The organism is Aquimonas sp. (assembly GCF_044377145.1).
In the GTDB taxonomy this organism is placed as follows: domain Bacteria; phylum Pseudomonadota; class Gammaproteobacteria; order Xanthomonadales; family Xanthomonadaceae; genus Aquimonas.
The window spans coordinates 121,369-139,287 of record NZ_JBILJQ010000001.1; the positions used below are offsets into that span (position 1 = coordinate 121,369).

The 17,919-nt window shown below is 66.0% G+C and carries 11 protein-coding genes; 7 read left to right on the forward strand and 4 right to left on the reverse strand.

Annotation, left to right across the window (positions count from 1 at the left end):
• Positions 1 to 297: 297 nt before the first annotated feature.
• Positions 298 to 423 carry a hypothetical protein gene (locus ACIQ7H_RS00500; RefSeq protein WP_395787271.1) on the forward strand — a complete coding sequence of 42 codons (126 nt, stop codon included), beginning with the start codon at positions 298 to 300 and terminating at the stop codon, positions 421 to 423.
• 205 nt (positions 424 to 628) lie between these two features.
• On the opposite strand, the gene ACIQ7H_RS00505 is transcribed toward ACIQ7H_RS00500, so the two are convergent.
• A complete protein-coding gene (locus ACIQ7H_RS00505) occupies positions 629 to 1,231 on the reverse strand; it encodes a glutathione S-transferase N-terminal domain-containing protein (RefSeq protein WP_395787273.1) in 603 nt (200 codons plus the stop codon).
• A 172-nt stretch (positions 1,232 to 1,403) separates the two neighbouring features.
• On the opposite strand from ACIQ7H_RS00505, the gene ACIQ7H_RS00510 reads away from it, so the two are divergent.
• Positions 1,404 to 2,924 carry a tryptophan halogenase family protein gene (locus tag ACIQ7H_RS00510; protein ID WP_395787274.1) on the forward strand — a complete coding sequence of 507 codons (1,521 nt, stop codon included), beginning with the start codon at positions 1,404 to 1,406 and terminating at the stop codon, positions 2,922 to 2,924.
• Between the two features lie 278 nt (positions 2,925 to 3,202).
• Here the strand turns inward: ACIQ7H_RS00510 and ACIQ7H_RS00515 are convergent, their stop codons facing one another.
• Positions 3,203 to 5,917 carry a TonB-dependent receptor gene (locus ACIQ7H_RS00515; RefSeq protein ID WP_395787275.1) on the reverse strand — a complete coding sequence of 905 codons (2,715 nt, stop codon included), beginning with the start codon at positions 5,915 to 5,917 and terminating at the stop codon, positions 3,203 to 3,205.
• Positions 5,918 to 6,348: 431 nt separating this feature from the next.
• Between ACIQ7H_RS00515 and ACIQ7H_RS00520 the strand changes: the two genes are divergently transcribed.
• Complete coding sequence (locus tag ACIQ7H_RS00520; RefSeq protein ID WP_395787277.1) at positions 6,349 to 9,018, forward strand: alpha-amylase family glycosyl hydrolase; 2,670 nt, start codon at positions 6,349 to 6,351, stop codon at positions 9,016 to 9,018.
• A 155-nt stretch (positions 9,019 to 9,173) separates the two neighbouring features.
• Here ACIQ7H_RS00520 and ACIQ7H_RS00525 read toward each other — a convergent pair whose 3' ends face one another.
• Positions 9,174 to 10,634 (reverse strand): hypothetical protein, encoded by a 1,461-nt coding sequence (locus tag ACIQ7H_RS00525; protein ID WP_395787278.1) that lies wholly within the window; start codon positions 10,632 to 10,634, stop codon positions 9,174 to 9,176.
• Between the two features lie 308 nt (positions 10,635 to 10,942).
• Between ACIQ7H_RS00525 and ACIQ7H_RS00530 the strand changes: the two genes are divergently transcribed.
• The 4 genes from ACIQ7H_RS00530 to ACIQ7H_RS00545 are packed head-to-tail and all read left to right on the forward strand — an operon-like array spanning position 10,943 to position 14,640.
• A complete protein-coding gene (locus ACIQ7H_RS00530; RefSeq protein WP_395787280.1) occupies positions 10,943 to 11,506 on the forward strand; it encodes an ATPase domain-containing protein in 564 nt (187 codons plus the stop codon).
• Complete coding sequence (locus ACIQ7H_RS00535) at positions 11,493 to 13,061, forward strand: PAS domain S-box protein (RefSeq protein ID WP_395787281.1); 1,569 nt, start codon at positions 11,493 to 11,495, stop codon at positions 13,059 to 13,061. The genes ACIQ7H_RS00530 and ACIQ7H_RS00535 overlap by 14 nt, the downstream gene beginning before the upstream one ends.
• On the forward strand, positions 13,058 to 13,573 hold the full coding sequence (locus ACIQ7H_RS00540) for a diguanylate cyclase domain-containing protein (protein ID WP_395787282.1): 516 nt from the start codon (positions 13,058 to 13,060) through the stop codon (positions 13,571 to 13,573). Before ACIQ7H_RS00535 ends, ACIQ7H_RS00540 begins: the two co-directional genes overlap by 4 nt.
• On the forward strand, positions 13,552 to 14,640 hold the full coding sequence (locus tag ACIQ7H_RS00545) for an EAL domain-containing protein (protein ID WP_395787284.1): 1,089 nt from the start codon (positions 13,552 to 13,554) through the stop codon (positions 14,638 to 14,640). Before ACIQ7H_RS00540 ends, ACIQ7H_RS00545 begins: the two co-directional genes overlap by 22 nt.
• Before the next feature lie 286 nt (positions 14,641 to 14,926).
• Here ACIQ7H_RS00545 and ACIQ7H_RS00550 read toward each other — a convergent pair whose 3' ends face one another.
• A complete protein-coding gene (locus ACIQ7H_RS00550) occupies positions 14,927 to 17,917 on the reverse strand; it encodes an NHLP bacteriocin export ABC transporter permease/ATPase subunit (RefSeq protein WP_395787286.1) in 2,991 nt (996 codons plus the stop codon).
• Between the last annotated feature and the right edge of the window lie 2 nt (positions 17,918 to 17,919).

Genomic DNA, 17,919 nt, shown 5'->3' on the forward strand with positions numbered 1-17,919 from the left:
CCTTACTGTAGGGCCGAGCAGTCGGGCAGGTCTGTCAGAAACGACGCGATGGCTGTCAGGTTTCCACCAACGCCCTTGAACAGTTCACGACTTGCAATTCATCGCTGCGAAAAATGCAACGCCTCCGCATGAATGCACTGACATCGTCAAGCCATCAGCCGAGTGAGGACCCGAGCATCGGAGCCGGCCGCAGGCGCAGATCTGGTTGATCCTGTCGGCGCCGGGAGCTTTCACCGGAACGGATCCCGCAACAGCGGACGAACCTCATCGGCCCCGCGGCCAGCGAGAACGCCGCGCATGCAGGCGCCGAATGCATCGCCAATCGCCAGCGACGTCGACGTCGACGTCGACGTCGACGATCAACAGTTTGATCGGGATGAGCACGCCATTGCGGAGCGCATCCGCACATCAGGCAATGCGTAGGGGTGAAGCTCCGAACTGAGAAAGCTGCCACCTGCGCCCCGAGCAAGAGCAAGCTCTACGGCAACCACAACGAAGCCTTCTTCGCGGCCCGATATGACACCGACTCGGACCGGGTGGCTGCCGATTCTTAAGGCTCGACTGTCTCAACCCAGGCATTTCAATCCCAGCGCGCTGCGCTGCCGGAGGCAGCACCAAGCGCAACGACTCACGCCGCCGGCGGCACCGACGATGCAAAACTCTCGCGCTGCGCCACCGTTTCGAGCCACGCCGCAAGCTTCGGCGCAACCGATCGCCATTCGATCTCGGGCAACCGGAAATCGAGGTACGCCAGCGCCGCAGCCGAGGCCATCGCGCCGAGATCGAAGTGCTGCGCCAGCGCCTCGGCCTCCTTCTCCAGCTCGACCACGCCGCGCAGGATGGCGCTGCGCCAGCGCGTCAGCCAGTCCGGCGAACGCTGCGATTCGATCCGTCGGCCTTCCATCACGCAGGAGACGGCCGCATCGGTGATGCCGTCGGCGAGTGCCTCGCGACGCAGCACCTGCCATCGCTCGATGCCCGACGCAGGGACACTCCGCGGCTCGGCCACGCTGTCCAGATAGGCACAGATCAGCGGGCTGTCGAACAGGGTGAATCCGGGCGCGACGACCAAGGCCGGCACCTTGGCCAAGGGATTGGCGGCCAGCAGTTCGGGCGGGTCGAGCAGCGGGTTGGCGGCCACGATCTGCACCTGTGCCTGCAGGCCTTTTTCGATCACCAGCATGCGTACTTTGCGCGCGTAGGGCGATGTCGCGGAATAGATCAGCTGCATGGCGGGCTCCGGAAAACAGACAGCGCGCACGCTAGCAAATCCGACCAACGCGATGCGACACCGACTGCATACGTATGCGGCCGCGGCTTGGCTTCCCCGTCGCGCGGCGTGCGGGCACACTCGCGCAAACGTGCGCGTCAGACGCACCCACCAACGTGTGAAGGGGCGGGACATGCAGGATCAACGGGTACGTGAAGTGGTGATCGTCGGCGGCGGCACCGCCGGCTGGATGACGGCCGCCGCGCTGTCCAAGGTGCTGAGCAAGGACTACTCGATCCGCCTGGTCGAATCCGAAGAGATCGGCACGGTCGGTGTCGGCGAGGCGACCATCCCGTTGATCAAGGTGTTCAACACCGCGCTGGAACTGGACGAGCAGGACTTCGTGCGCCGCACCCAGGGATCGTTCAAGCTCGGTATCGAATTCGTCAACTGGCACCAGCTGGGCGACAGCTACATCCATGGCTTCGGCAAGATCGGCCAGGACCTCGGCGTGGTGCCGTTCTACCACTACTGGCTGAAGCTGCATCAGCAGGGCCTGGTCGGCCATTTCGACGACTACTCGATCAATACCGCGGCCGCACGCGCCAACAAGTTTCTGCCGGCACGCAGCGACCGCCCGAACTCGCCGATCGCCGATATCGGCTACGCCTACCACTTCGATGCCGGCCTGTATGCGCGCTTCCTGCGCGGCTATGCCGAAGCGCGAGGCGTGGTCCGCAGCGAGGGCAAGGTGGCGACGGTCGAGCAGCACCCGGAGTCAGGCTTCGTCACCGCGGTAACCCTGCACAGTGGCGAGCGCATCGGCGGCCAGCTGTTCATCGATTGCTCGGGCTTCCGCGGCCTGCTGATCGAGCAGACCTTGCAGACCGGCTACATCGACTGGACCCACTGGCTGCCCTGCAACCGCGCGGTCGCGGTGCCCTGCGAATCGGCCACGCCGCTCACGCCGTATACGCGTTCAACCGCGCGCAAGGCCGGCTGGCAGTGGCGGATTCCGCTGCAGCATCGCACCGGCAACGGGCATGTGTTCTCGAACGATTTCATCAGCGAGGACGAGGCCACCGCGATCCTGCTCGCCAACCTCGACGGTAAGCCGCTGGCCGATCCGCGCGTGCTCAGTTTCGTCACCGGCAAGCGGCGCAAGTTCTGGAACAAGAACGTGGTAGCGGTTGGTCTTGCCAGCGGCTTCATGGAGCCACTCGAGTCCACCAGCATCCATTTGATCCAGTCGGCGATCGCGCGGCTGACCGCGTTTTTCCCGCATGCGGGCTTCGAGCAGATCGACATCGACGAGTTCAATGCCCACTCGGATTTCGAGTTCGACAAGATCCGCGATTTCCTGATCCTGCACTACCACGCCACTGATCGCACCGACACGCCGTTCTGGAACTACTGCCGCAACATGGACATCCCCGACAGCCTGCGCCACAAGATGGAGCTGTTCCGCAGCAATGGCCGGATCTTCCGTGATGGCGGTGAACTGTTCGCCGAGCCGAGCTGGGTGCAGGTCATGCACGGCCAGGGCCTGCGCCCCCGCGGCTACCACGCCCTGGTCGACGCGCAGACTGACGAGGCCATCCGCAAGCACGTCGACACCGTGCGCGCGGTGATCGCCAACTGCGTGCAGGCCATGCCGACCCACGCCGACTTCATCGCCAAGCACTTCGACGCCAAGGCGCTGCACGCGGCCTGAGGCCACGCGTGGGCCAATGCAGCACGCGCAGACGGAGCTTGCTGCGTGCGGCTCTGAGGCAAGTCGACGGATGCGCGAGGTGCAGACACACAAAGACAAACCCCCGCCGGGGATGCGGGGGTTTGCCTTGTCGGCCTCGGCATTCCGCTGCCGCGGAATGCCGGCTGCACCGCGAGCGCGGTCGTGGGCCCGGCTCGCTCCATGAGCGCAGGCCATGCGCTCATGATCTGGCTTCAAACCACCGTGGTCCGGCCGCTGACGGCCGGACCAACTAACCCTCAGAACCGGTAGTTGACGCCCAGCAGATAGTTGCGACCATATTCGAAGAACTGCCGCGGTCGGTCTTCGATCTGGTCGAAGTTGGATTTGAACGGTTCGTCGGTGAGGTTGTTGACCTGGAACAGGAAGGTCAGGTCCTTCAGCATGCCGCTCTGGATCTGATAGCCCAGCTGCAGATCGACCACCGCCTCGCCCTCGAAGAAGATCCGGCTTCGGTCGCCGCCGAAGCCCTGCACTTCACCCAGGAACTCCGAGCGGCTGCGGCGGCTGGCGCGGGTCGAGAAGCCCCAGCGTTCGAAATACAGGGTGATGTTGGAGGTGTACTTCGAGAAGCCGGGCAGCTGGGTGGCCGGACGATCCGGACCGTCCGGGCGGATGCTGGTCGAGCTGTCGGTGTAGCTGGCCTGCAAACCGAAGCCCTGCAACGGCTCCCACAGCATGTCGAAGGGCACCGACAGCGCGTACTCGAAGCCCTTCAAGGTGCCGCCTTCGCCGTTGGCGGGGCGGGTGAGTTCGCCGATGGTCGATGCCGGGATATCCACTGGCAAGGTGCCAGGCGGAATCGCCAGACCGGCGAAGTCAAACGGCAGCGCCTGTTCGTAGATGTAGGTGCGCAGGTCCTTGTGGAACCAGGCGACCGACACATAGCCACGGCCGCCGAAGTACTTCTCGTAGGACACGTCGAACGCATTGGCGATCCACGGCCGCAGCTCGGGGTTGCCGCCGCTGCCGCTCCAGATTCGGCGATCGCGGTTGATGCCGAAGCTGGCATTGGCGCGCAGCTGGTCCATGCGCGCGCGCGCCAGCTGGCGGCCGGCGGCGAAGCGCACCGTCTGGTCGTCGGCGATCGACAGGCTCCAGTTCATGCTGGGCAGATAGTTGCGGTAGTCGGCGCCGCCGTTGATCGCATCGCCAACCGGATTGCCGTCATAGGTCGCAAAGCCCGACGAGCTCTGGTCGGTGTCGACGGCCTGGATGCCGAAGTTGCCGACCAGCGGCATACTGCCGATCTCGGTCATCACATTGGCCTGGAAGAACAGACTGGTGGCGCGCTCGTCGATCTCCCAGTTCTTGTTGGCGATATCTCCATTGAAGTTGCCACGACGCCGATACACGCTGTCGAGCGCCGCGCGGGCGTCGTAGCCGAGCAGGCCGGACAAGCCGGCGAAACCGAACGAGGAATTGGTCAGCAGGCTGCCGGGGATGGCAAGGCTGGCGCCATCCCGGCAGGCCTGCAGGCACAGGAAGTTCTCGTTTGACCCGCGGCTTTTCTCGCGATCGGCGATGTTGAAGCCGAACTCGATCGAGCTGATCGCGCCGGATTCAAAGCTGCGCTCCAGATCGACCCGCGCTGAGGTCAGAGTGTCCTCGACCTCAAAATCCTTGACGTAGCCATCCTGGCCCCAGCCGCCGGCATCGATCAGGCGGAAGTTGTTGGGGTCGGCATAGTCCAGGCCCAGATCGAAATCGAAGTAGCCGTCCGGGTTGAAGCGGATGCTGAGGGTATCGACCACACCGGCCGGGAAGCCGGCATAGGTTTCCAGGATGCGTTCTTCGCGCTTCGCATCCGAGCGCGAGAGGTCAGTGCGCAACGCCCAGCTGTCTCCGAACTTGAACTCCTGGTTCCAGCCGAAGGCCAGCAATTCGTCCTCGGCGCCGTTGAAGTCGTTGCGCATCACCGGGTCGAAGCTGTTGAAGCTTGCTTCGCGGTAGGTCCGGGTGCTTGGATCGCGCGTACCGCTGACAAAGCCGCTGAAGCCGAAGCCGAACTCCATGCCACGCTTGAACTCTTCCTTGTCGAACTTCGAGTAGTAGAAGTCGACGATCGAGGAATAGCTGTCGCTGGGGCGGAACTCAACCGCCGCCATCAGGCCATCACGGGTGTTTTCATTCTCGAAGTCGTACAGCTTGCCGCCACAGATTCCACCCGGACCGGTGCCGTCGCCATCGCAATCGTAGTTCCACGCCTCGAACTGATGCCCCTGGGTCGGGTTGTTCAGTCGCGCGTAGCCCAGCGCCAGGCCGATGGTGTTGTCGGCGTACTGGTCGACATAGGACAGGCTGAAGCGATTGCCGTTGTCCTTCTCACCACTCAGGCGGCTCTGATCCAGCCGCGCATTGACCGCGATCACCCGTTCGGAAAAGTTCAGCGGCCGCACAGTCTGCAGATCGACCGTGCCGGACAGGCCCTGACCGATCAGCGAGGCATCCGGGGTTTTGTAGACCACCACCTGGTTGACCAGCTCGGCCGGGTACTGGTCGAACTCGACGCCACGGTTGTTGCCGAGGCTGACCTGCTCGCGACCGTTCAAAGTGGTGGTGGAGAAGTCGCCGGCGAAGCCGCGGATGTTGATCTCGGAAGCGCGGCCGCGATCGCGCTGGGCGGTCAAACCGGGCAGACGCGCGATCGAGTCGGCGATGCTGAGATCGGGCAGCTTGCCGATGTCCTCGGCCGAGATCGCTTCGACAATGGAGGTGGAGGACTGTTTGGTCTCGATGGCGTTCTCGATGCCGCGGCGGATGCCGGTGACTTCGATCACGTCGAGCTCGGCGGCCTCTTCGGCCTTGGCCCGCTCCTGTTCGGCCTTGGCCTGTTCCTCGGCGGTCAGCGTTTGCTGGGCCGCCATGCCGGCATCGGCGTACGCCGTCTGGGCCAGTAGCACCACCGCTGATGCGAGCGCCATGCTCAGCACGTTGCGCTTCATATTCAACATTGTCCCCTCCACTCGATCCTGGTTTGTTTAGCCCGGCAACGCTGCGTTCAACAGTCCGCTGGTCGGGTCTTGTGCTGCATGCGGAGGCCGTCGGCACTCCTTGAACTCTGCTCCAGGCACGGGCCTGGCTGCCGCGGGAAGGCCCCGCCGCGCCAGGACCTTTCCCCGTCCTTTCAGCGCGGGGCGATGGTAGCCCCGGCCCTTTCGCACTGGCTTCGGCCTGCATACGTATTCATGCAAACCCGCGTCTATGCAGGCTTTCTGCGGGCTGCAGCGGGGTGGAATAGTCGGCGTCGGCGAGCGCTCTGGGCGCCCCACTTTCGCCACGAAGCTGTTGCGACGCAGCACCGCTGACATCCCCAGCGAAACTTCGCAGACAGCGCCATGAGCGAATTCGATGCTGCGCACGCACACCTTCTACGGAGCTGCCGATGCCCCTGCACTGCCCCCTCACCCAGGCCGTCAACGGCTTTCGGCCGCGCAGCCGCGGCGTATGCATCGGCATCGTGTTGGCGCTGTTCAACGACCTTGCCATCGCAGCATCGCCCCCCGCTGACGCCACAACTGCGCAGCACATCGCCTCGCCCGACTGGCGCGACCAGGTCATCTACTTCGCCCTGATCGACCGCTTCGACGACGGCGACCCCGGCAACAACGACCAGGGCGCGGGCGAGTTCGATCCGGCCGATTCGCGTCGCTACAGCGGCGGCGATCTGGCCGGGCTCAGCCGCAGGCTCGACTACGTTCGCGGGCTCGGCGCCACCGCGCTGTGGATCACCCCGCCAGTGCGCCACCAGTGGTGGGACGGCGCGGTCAACTACGGTGGCTATCACGGCTACTGGGGCCAGCACTTCATGCAGGTCGATCCGCACTTCGGCACGCTCGATGACTACCGGCAGCTGGCACGCGCGCTGCACGGGCGCGGCATGTATCTGGTGCAGGACATCGTGGTGAACCACACCGGCAACTACATGCGCTATCCCGATGCACACGATCCGAAAGCGCCGGCCAGCGGGTTCGTGATCAACACTGAGGCCCTGCCCACCCAGGCGCCGACGCAGTGGCCGTTCGATCACAACGACGCCCGCGACCCGCAGCAGCGCGCGCTCGACATCTACCACTGGAACCCGGCGATCCGCGACTACGCCAACCCGGATCAGCTGCTGAACTGGCAGATGGCCGACCTGGATGATTTGAACACCGACAACCCGCTGGTGCGGCGCGCGCTGCGGCAGTCCTACGGCTACTGGATCCGCGAGGTCGGCGTCGATGCGTTCCGGGTCGACACGGCGTTCTACGTCGCGCCAGAGTACTTCCGCGACTTCATGCACGCCGCGGATGCAGCGGCGCCGGGTGTGCTCGCGGTGGCGAAGGCCAGCGGCCGCGAGGACTTTCTGCTGTTCGGCGAAGGCTTCGGCATCGACCGCGCGTTCGAGGACACCCAGGCGCGGCGCATCGAAACCTATGCCCGCGATGCGCAGGGCCCGCTGCTGCATTCGATGATCAACTTCCCGCTCTACGGCAGCACACTCGATGTCTTCGCGCGCGGCCGACCGCCGGCCGAGCTCGCGCATCGGATCGAAAGCATGCTGGCCGTGCACGCCGACCCGCACCGCATGCCGAGCTTCGTCGACAACCACGACGTCGACCGCTTTCTCGCCACCGGTACTCAGGCCGGGCTGCAGCAGGCCCTGCTGCTGACGATGACCCTGCCCGGCATCCCGGTGATCTATTACGGCACCGAACAAGGCTTCCGCTCGGTGCGCGGCTCGATGTTCGCCGGCGGCTGGGGCGCGCAGGGCCGCGATCATTTCGACACCGACTCGGCGCTGTATCGCTACCTGCAGCGCGTGACTGCGCTGCGCCATGCCGAACCTGCCCTGCGCCGTGGTCGACCGCGCCTGTTGGCAGCCGAATCCGCTGCGCCGGGTGCGTTGGTCTATCTCACCGAACACGCCGGCGAGGCAGTGCTGACGGCCTTCAACAGCGCCACGGCAGCCAGCCTGTACGGTGCGATCGACACCGGCCTTGCGCCCGGCACGCAGCTGCGTCCGCTGTTCGCGATCGACGGTACGGCGCCATCGCTGCAGGTGGATACCGACGGCCGCATCGACCTCAGCCTGCCGGCGCTGTCCGGCTATGTCTGGAAGGCCGGACCGGTAGTGACCGCTGAGACCGCAGCCGCCTCGATCAAGCACGCACGGCCACGGCTCGACGCGCTGCCCACCGAGCCCGTTCGCGAGCGCCTGCGGGTGCACGGCCAAGCCCGAGCGAACGCCGACCTGCAGCTGGTGCTGGATGGCGATTTCGGCAGAGCGACGGTCCTGCGCAGCGATGCCGAGGGCCAGATCGACAGCGAGCTCGACGTACGCGGCCGGAGCGATCCGGCGCTGACCCATCGGCTGCAGTTGTGGGATGGCGAAGCCGGCCTCGCCTCGTTGTCGCAATCGTTCCGGGTCGAACCGGTGTGGACCGAAGTCGCGGTGGTGACCGACCCGGCCGGCGATGATCATGGCCCTGACGGCCGTTACCGCTATCCGACCGATCCCGGCGGGGCCGGGCGCGGCCTGCTCGATCTGCTCGGCGCGCGCGTCTCAACAAGCGGCGGCAGCCTGCGGCTGGACATCACCCTCGCCGGGCTGAGCCAGGACTGGAACCCCGCCAACGGCTTCGACCGCGTGGCGCTCACCGTCTACATCGAACTGCCCGATCAGGCCAATGGACTGCAGCTGATGCCGCTGCAGAACGACGAGCTGCCCGACGGCCTGCGCTGGCATCGGCGGCTGCGCGTGCACGGCTGGTCGAATGTGCTGTTCTCGCCTGACGGCGCCGCGACCGACAGCGAAGGCACGCCGGTCGGCAGCGCCGGAATCGAGGTCGATCGAGAGGCCAGCCAGATCCGCCTGAGCCTGCCGGCGCGTGCGCTCGGCAGTCTCAGTGAACTCGCCGGCGCGCGGCTGTACGTCACCACCTGGGACTACGACGGCGGCTACCGCCGGCTCAGCCCGGCCGGCGGCAGCATGCAGTTCGGCGGCGGCGACGGCGAGCGTGATCCGCTGTGGATGGATGCATTGCGGATCGACCTGCCGCAGCGGCCTTGAACACCCCGGAAACCTCCGGGGATTCGTGCTGCCAAGCCCGAATGGATGTGCTCACTGGTGGCCGCGCCTGCGAACCTCGCGCGGTCGCAGCCACCGCTAAGCGGCGGAACGTGTGCAGCGGCGTGCCCGGCGTTGACCGGGCACCTCCCCAGCTCTTACTGGAAGCGCATCAGCATGAAGTCGACATCGCTGACCAGGCTGGTGGTGCGCAGCAGCCCGCCGACCACCGTCTTGCCGTCGGGCTGGATCGACACCGACGCACCTTCCGATCGGGTCCACTGGCTGAACATCTGGCCGCTGCCAGTCATCCCGTCGGTGCTGAACGACTCAATGGTCATCTGGCTCAAGGGCGCGACGCCATAATTGCCCTGCGGAACAAACCGCCCGACCACCCGAACACCCGTAGCGGTCGCGGCCACGGCGGCCGGCTCGTTGTAGCTGCAGAAGTCACCGCTGCCGCAGCCCAGGCTGCTGCCACCGCCAGAGAGCGTACGCATGCCGTTGGGATACAGGCTGATGTCACGCGCCCCGCTCGTGGTCAGCCGGATCACCACGCCCATGGACTTCAGGTACCGGCTCGGGTCGATGTCGGCGTTGCTGTTGTAGATCAGATGGGCCGGATTGACGTTGCCCAGCAACAGCACCCGGCCGCTGGCATCGAGCGCCAGATCCGCCAGCAGATCGGTCTTGTCGCTGCCGGGCACGTCGATGGCCTCCACGCGGCGGCCATTGCCGTTGAAGCTCGAATCGAACGCACCGGCCGGCGTGACACGCGCTACCCAGAGATCGACGTCATTGCCGAACAGCGGATCGACCTGCTTCGAGTAAACACTGTTTCCGGCGAAGTAGTAAGCCTGCGTACCAACCGCGATACGCAGCGCCGAGTCGTCCTTGCCTGGGCGGATGTCGAACACGATGGAGCCCGGCGAACCGGCGATACCGGCCGCGTTGAAACTCGTATCGAGCTGGCCGGCGGCGGTGAGCCGCAGCGCGAAGCCGTACTTTTCGCCGCTCGTGAGCACGCCGTTGCCGGTAACCAAGGAGCGACCGTCAGCAAGCACCTTGAGGTCGCTGAACTCGATCGCGCTTGCGTTTGTCGCGCAGTAGGTGAAAACGCCAAAGCTGCCGAACCCGCCGTCCAGCGCTCCCTTCATCACCGCGTTGTCGAGCACCTTGTAGACAACGCCGCAGCGCTTGCCGTTGTTCAGGTCGTTGAAGCCCGCCGCGAGCACGGCTCCGGTATTGCTGGCGTCGAAGGCCACCGCGGTCAGGCCGCTGGATCTGCCCTGGCGCTCGGCGCCGAAGGTGACCCGGCTGGCGCCGCTGCTGCCATTGGAGAACAGAGGGTCCTTGCTGCCATTGGCCAGCCGCTTGAACAGCACGCCAAAGGTCGGCCCGCCGGCAGCGACGAACTCGACCCGCCCGACGCTGTAGATCGAACCAGTGCCCGGCGCGATCGCCATGTCCGTGAACAGGTCGGCCTTGCTGGTGCCGCGGTCGAGGTAGTCCTGAGCTACGCCGCTGCCATTGAAGCTGGGATCGAGGGCGGACGCGTTGCAGCTGAGAATCAGACTGCTGCCCGCAAGTGCAGAGAGGATGAGCGAGGTGAGGCGCATGAGGGTTCTCCAGGGCGAATGAGCGGCGAACTGCCGGTCATGGCTTGAGGAGACGCATTTCAGACGCGAAGCCTGACATCGACGCGTTCGCCGGGTCGATCAGCCAGACCGCAGCGATGAGCGCCACGCACCTCGCCAGGGGGCTGGCTCTCGGCAGACCCCCTTCAGCGAGACCCAACAGCCCCCGCACTGTTCGACGTCGCACAGACAGCAGCGCCGGCTGCGCGCCCACTCTGCGATCACTCACCTGCCCACACCAGCGGGGCCTGACCCCAGTGCAGGCCATCCCCATGCAGCCCGAGGCGCCAATGGCCATCCCACTGCCTCGCGAACCGGCCACCGAGACCGCGCGCAAAGCGCCCACTCGACTAGAGCGCTTCGACGAGATCACCCATGGCGGCCTGCCGGCGGGCCGGAGCAGCTTGCTGCTGGGCGGCCCCGGCTCCGGCAAGACCATCTTCGCGATGCAGTTTCTGGCGCAGGGCGCGCGCGTCTACAGCGAGCAGGGCGTGCTGGTCGCGTCCGAGGAATCCACGGAGCGCCTGGATGCAAAGAGCGCGCGCACCGCCGATGCCCTGAGACACACCCAACTGGATGCGTCTGAAGCGCAGATCGCTCTGCGGAAGGAAGCCCTGCAGGCCCGCAGCAATCTGCGCGCCTTCTGCCTGGCCCAGCGAGCCGGACGCCATCAGATCGAAGTAATCGATGTGTTGAATCAGCCCGACCGGGCGCTGGGCGAGGGCATCTTCACGACCGCGACTTCGAGCAGATTGCTGCCGCCGCGGGTTCGGCGGATGGTCGGCTCCTTGGGAGACACCGACGCTGTCCGCCATGCGCTCAGCCTCGACAGTGACGACGATGCAACCGCCTGAGCCCGCGGTGGACATCAGCGCGGCCGACGAGCTGTCGATGCTGATCGCTTCGCTGCATGAATCCGAGCAGCGCATCGATCTGCTCACCCGCGGCCAGATCGACTCGGTGGCCAGCAGCGATGACCACACCTATCTGCTGCGTCGCGCCCAGGCGCAGCTGCTCGAGGACGCCGCCGCCAAGAACGCGCACATCCTCGATGCACTGCCGGCGCACGTGGCGCTGCTGGATGCCGACGGCGTGATCGTTGCCGTCAACGCTGCCTGGCACAACTTCGCTGAGGCCAATGGCTTCGCGGCCGGCAAGGACGACCTCGGCAGCAACTACCTTGCAGTGTGCGAGCGGGCGGGCGGACCGGGCCAGGCCGACGCCCAGCACGCGGCCCACGGGATCCATACGGTGATCACCGGTGCACGCGCCTGCTTCGCGCTCGAATACCCGTGCCACTCGCCGCTGCAGAACCGCTGGTTCGAACTGCGGGTCACGCCGATCGAGGGCGGCCGCCCCGGAGGCGTGGTGGTGATGCATGTGAACATCACCAGTCGGCGGATCGCCGAGGGCGAATCGGAAGAGCTGCAGAGGCAGTTCGCCGACCTGCTGATGAACATGGACCTGGCCTCGGTGATGCTGGACCTGGAAGGGCGGATCACCTTCTGCAATGAACACCTGCTCCGACTGAGCGGCTGGCGCCGCGAAGAGGTGCTGGGCGCGGACTGGTTCTCGACCTTCATTCCGCCGGCGGTCACCCTGCTGAAAGAGCGCTTCAACGGCATGCTGGAGGAAACCATCACGCCCGGACACGGCGAGCACGCGATCCTGACCCGTGGCGGCGATCTCAGGCTGATGCGTTGGAGCAACTCGCTGCGGCGCTCGGCCTCCGGCGAAGTGGTGGGCACCGCCAGCATCGGCGAAGACGTCACCGAGCAACGCCTGGCGGAGATCCGCCTGCGTCAGCTGAGCCGCGTGCAGCGAGTGCTGAGCGGAATCAGCACCCTGATCGTGCGCGCCACCGATCGCGACTCGCTGTATCAGGGCGCGTGCAGGATCGCGGTGGACAGCGGCGGCTTCCGGATGGCCACACTGCTGCTGGTCGACGCTGACCAAGCCCGGATTTCACTGGCCGCAACCGCCGGCAAAGACCCGACGATGATCGAGGATGTTCGGCAGTCGTTCGCCGATCCGTTGCTGGCGTCCGCTTCGCTGAGCGCGCAGGCCATCCGCGAACGCAAGCTCGTCGTCTGCAACGACTTTACTGGCGACAGCCGTCTGACCATGAGTGACAGCGACCTCGAACGCGGGGTGCGTTCACTGGCCGTGCTGCCGCTGCTGATCGCCGATCGCGCGCTGGGCGTGTTCATCCTCTACTCCAACGAACTCGATTGCTTCCAGCCCGATGAGCTGGTGCTGCTGAGCGAGCTGACCGATGAGATCGCCTTCGCGATGGACCATCTCGACAAGTCGGAGCGGTTGGCCTTTCTGTCGTTCTACGACCCCTTGACCGAGCTGCCCAACCTGCTGCTCTTTCAGGATCAGTTGGATCGCTACATCGCACTTTGACCGAGCTGCCCAACCTGCTGCTCTTTCAGGATCAGTTGGATCGCTACATCGCACTCGCCCGCCAGGACGGCGGACGCGTCTGCGTCGTGATGATGGACCTTGATGGCTTCACCGACATCAATCAGCGCCTGGGCTGGGCGATCGGTGATGAGCTGCTGCGCGCTGTCGCGCTGCGTCTGCGCAAGGAACTGGCCGAGCCGTTCGCGCTCGGCCGCACCGCCGCAGACACCTTTGCCCTGGCCTGCTCCTACCGAACGCAACTGCAGGCGGATCGGCTGCGCGATGACAGCATGGGCGCGCTGCAGCGGCCGTTCGAAGTGGGTGGACATTCGATCAAGCTCTCGGCCCAAGCGGGCATCGCCCTGTACCCGGACGACGGCGAGGACGGGCGTGCCGTGTTCCGCAATGCCGAGTCCGCGCTCAAGCGCGCCAAGGCCAGCAGGCAGAGCTATGTCTACTTCTCGCACGAACTGCACGCCCTGGCGGCGAGGTGGTCGGCGCCGAGGCCTTGATCCGCTGGCAGCATCCGAGCCGCGGCCTGCTGGGCCCGGCCGAGTTCATCGAGCTGGCGGAGGAAACCGCGCTGATCATCCCTATCGGCAGCTGGATGCTGCAGAGCGTCTGTTGCCAGCAGTCAGCCTGGATCGTGGCCGGATTGCCGGTGGTGCCGGTGGCAGTCAACGTCTCCGCTGTGCAGTTCGAGAAAGGCGATCTGCTGCAGGTGATTCGCGCCGCCCTGCTCGACAGCGGACTGCCACCGCGCATGCTGCACATCGAGTTGACCGAATCCGCGGTGATGCGCGAACCCACCGCCGCCGCGGTGACCCTGCATGCCATCCGCGCACTCAGCGTCGAACTCTCGCTGGACGATTTCGGCACCGGCTACTCGTCGTTGGCGCATCTCAAGCGCTACCCGTTCAGCACGGTCAAGATCGACCGCAGCTTCGTTACCCACATCACCAGCAATATCGAGGATGCCGCCATCGCCACCGCGATCATCGCGATGTCGCATCAGTTGGGCCTGCGCGTGGTCGCAGAAGGCGTCGAAACCCAGGGCCAGTTCAACTACCTCAGCGCGCGGTGCTGCGACGAAATGCAGGGCTACCTGTTCAGCCGCGCTGTTGCAGCGAACGACTACGAACACCTGCTGCGCGCAGGCACCCGCCTGCCACTGCCGGAGGGCGGGGATGTCTCCCTTTCCACCCTGCTGGTGGTCGACAACAAACCCGATATCTGCACCGCACTGACGGCCGTGCTGAGCCGCGACGGCTATCGAATCCTCAGCGCAGCCAGCGCCGAGCAAGCACTGGATCTGCTGGCCGTCAACAGCGTGCAGGTGATCCTTGCAAATCAGCGCATGAGCGCAATGACCGGCACCGAACTGCTCGGCAAAATCGCCAGCCTCTACCCCGCCGTGGTGCGCATCCTGATGTCCGCCCACACCGAACTATCGGTACTGACCGCGGCCGTCAACCAGGGCGCGGTATTCAAACTGATCGCCAAACCCTGGGATGAAGACCAGCTCAGACAGCAAGTGCGCGAGGTGTTTGAGCATCAGCGGGCGAGTAGTCATCTGTAGCGATGAGGTCGCCGTGGGCGGAACTTGAGTTGTTCCGCTGGATGCGTGCCTACGGTCGAACAGAAACTGTTTCTCCACTCCGCACGCAAGAGCCGACCGTTCGCGGCCATCGCCTCATCGATGCCTGCGCACTCGTCGCGAACCGGTCACCGGATCCCACACCGGGCCGGCCGTGGACTCGCGGCATGCCGGCCGGGGACCCCACTGAAGGGCGTTGGAGCCACCAAGCCGCAGCCTCCGTCCAGCCTGTCGGGCGATGCAGGCTGGTCCCGAGATCGGAACGGCTCTAAGCCAATTGCCGCGTCGCCAGCGCCGCGAACCGACCGTTCAGGGCCATCAGCTCCTCGTAGTTGCCGATTTCGGCGATCTCGCCGTTGTGCAGGTAGCAGATGCGGTCGGCCTTGATGATCGTCGACAGCCGATGGGCGATGGCGATGCGGGTGGCCTGCATGCGCTGCATGCTTTCGGTGACCATCGCCTGGGTGCGGTTGTCCAGCGCGGAGGTCGCCTCATCCAGCAGGATGATGCGCGGGTTGTTGACCACCGAGCGCGCCAGCAGCAGGCGCTGACGCTGGCCGCCCGACAGGCCGCCGCCGCCTTCAGACACATAGGTGTGCATGCCCATCGGCATCGCGCGGATGTCGGCGCCGAGGCCGACCGCATCGGCGGCGCGCCAGGCGTCATCGATCGACTTCGACGAAGTGCCGACGATGTTGCGATAGATGTCAGTCGGCAGCACGCGGCTGTCCTGCAGCACCACGCCCATCTGCTGACGCACTTCGCGCAGGTCGAGCGCGGCGAGGTCCTTGCCGTCGTAGTAGACCGAGCCTTTCTCCGGCCGCTCGAAGCCGATGATCAGGCGCATCAGGGTGCTCTTGCCCGAGCCCGAGCCGCCGACGAAGGCGATGAACTCGCCGGGCCGGATCGACAACGACACATCGCGCAGGATCCACGGGCCGTCCTTGCTGTAGCGGAAGTGCAGATGCGACAGCTCGATGCCGCCGGACAGCTCGCCGGGGTCTTCTTTGCCGGCGTCGACTTCGGGCACGGCGGTGAGGATGGGTTTCAGCCGCTCGTACAGCGGGATCGCGCGCAGCAGGCCGAGTGAGGCGTCCGACAGTGCTATCACTGCGCCCAGGAAGGCGCCGTAGGCCGCATTGAAGGCAAGGAACTCGCCGGTCGACAGGCCCTGCTGCTGCGGGCCGCCGGAGATGCCGACCACCGTGGCGAACACCGCCATCGACGAGATCACCGGGAACACCTTGTTGAACACGGTGACACCGTTCTGGATCAGACCGACCCGGAACGACAGTCGCCTGCTTTCGGCAAAGGTCACCGCCCAGGCCTTGAACGCGTGCGCTTCGGCGCCGGAGGTGCGCAGCTTGCCGACGCCGCTGAGCATCGTAAGCACCAAGCCAGCCAGCGTGCCGCCAAGCGCGAGGTTCTGCCGCTGCAGGCGGATCTGCAGCAGGCTGGTCGCGAACGACACCGCAGCGAACAAAGCGGTCAGGCCCATAGCCACCACTGCCAGCCGCGGGCTGTACATGAACATCAGGGCGACGAAGAACACGCTCGACAGGGTGCCGAGCAGGGCCGACACGCCGGCACCGGCCAGCAGGCTGCGGATCGCATTGATGCCGCCCGCACGAGTGGCGAGATCACCGGCGCTGTACTCGGAGAAGAAGTTCGCCGGCAGGTTGAGCAGGCGGTCCCACACCGCCGCCTGGATGCTGTAGTCCATCCGCCCCTGAATGCGCAGGGCGGCGATCTGCTGGACCATATTGAAGGCAGTACTGACTACCGCCGCCACCAGCAGGCCGATGCCGAACTGCACCAGCAGGCCGCGCTCGGCGGATGGAATCACCTCGTCGAAAATCTGCCCGGTGAACACCGGCGTCAACGCGCCAAGCAGGCCCACCGCGAGGCCGAGTGCGACCAGCCGGAACGCATCGCCGCCGAGGCCGAGCAGGCCGAAGCGCAGCAGCCCGAATACGCCGACCGGCCCATCAGGAAACGGCCGGTAGAACACCGCGCCGAACGGACCGAGCCGGGTCGAGAAGGCCTCATCAACCGGGCCACGCTCGCCGGTGGCGGGGATCACATACTCGTAGCGATTGCTCGACAGCGGCAGCAGGGCGACCGCGGCATCGCCGTCGGCCAACTGGGCCAGGATCGGACCCTGATCGAGCTGCCACCAGTTGTCGCGCAGGGCGACCGCACGCACCCGGCAGCGCGAGCTGCGCGCCACCGCGTGCAGGCGTGACTCCACCCCGGCGAGCTTGTCGAGGTCGGCCGGCGAGCTGGTCGGAATGTTCTGCGCCGCACCGACCAGGCGCACCGCAGCGGCGAACGGGTGTTCGCCCGGCTGCAGCTTCAGTACCTGGCGGCCGCGGCGCGCGGGTTTGAGCACATCGCGCAGGGCCTGCTCGGCCTGCTCGCGAGCGCGCTCGGTGTGCTCGGCCTTTTCCGACAGACGATTGAACTCGTCGACCGCGGCCAGGCGCTTGTTGATGAACTCGTAGCTGCACAGCGACTCATGGAACAGGGCGAGGCCGTCCCACAGCTCGGGGCGCGCCAGCGCCGAGAGCGCGGGATGACACACGAGGACGGTATCGCCGCCGCCGAAGTTGTCGGCCTGCACCCAGCTGTCTGGCGTCAGCGGGAACCACGCCTCGCGATGCGGCATGCCGAGCGCGTCCAGGCCCAGGAACACCAGATCGCCCTGCTCGGCCTGCAGCCACAGCACATGCTGGGTCGAGCGCGCCAGGGTGCCGTTCTGCAGCGAAACGCTGTCGCCCTGGGCGAGGTTCTTCTGCACCCGCGGTCGCGGCAGGATGTCGCGGGTGAGCGCAGCGGTGAGCTGACCGACCCAGGCGTCCAGACGCTGCGCCAGCTCGGTGGCCAGCGCGCCGTCCTGCGCCGGCTGTTCCAGCACACTGCGATCCAGCCGCCAGGCGCGCGTGCCCAGTTTGCCGACCGCCAGAAAGCCATGGCCGACGCCGAAGGTGTCGAGGTCCATGCCGAACAGCAGATGGTCAGCGAGCACGCTGGTGAAATTGCTGCGGTGGCCCTGCGCCTCGCCGTTTTCGACCGCGACGGTGAACACCTCGACCTTGCCCGATTCGATCCACCACACCGCGGTCGGATCATCGAGCAGGAACGGATTCAGGCCCGACAGCTCCAGCGCCTGACCCTGGCTGCGGAACAGCTCGGCCAATGGGTGATCGGGCGGGCCGGGAACGGCGATGGCGGCCGCGATGGGCAGTTCGGTCGACATGC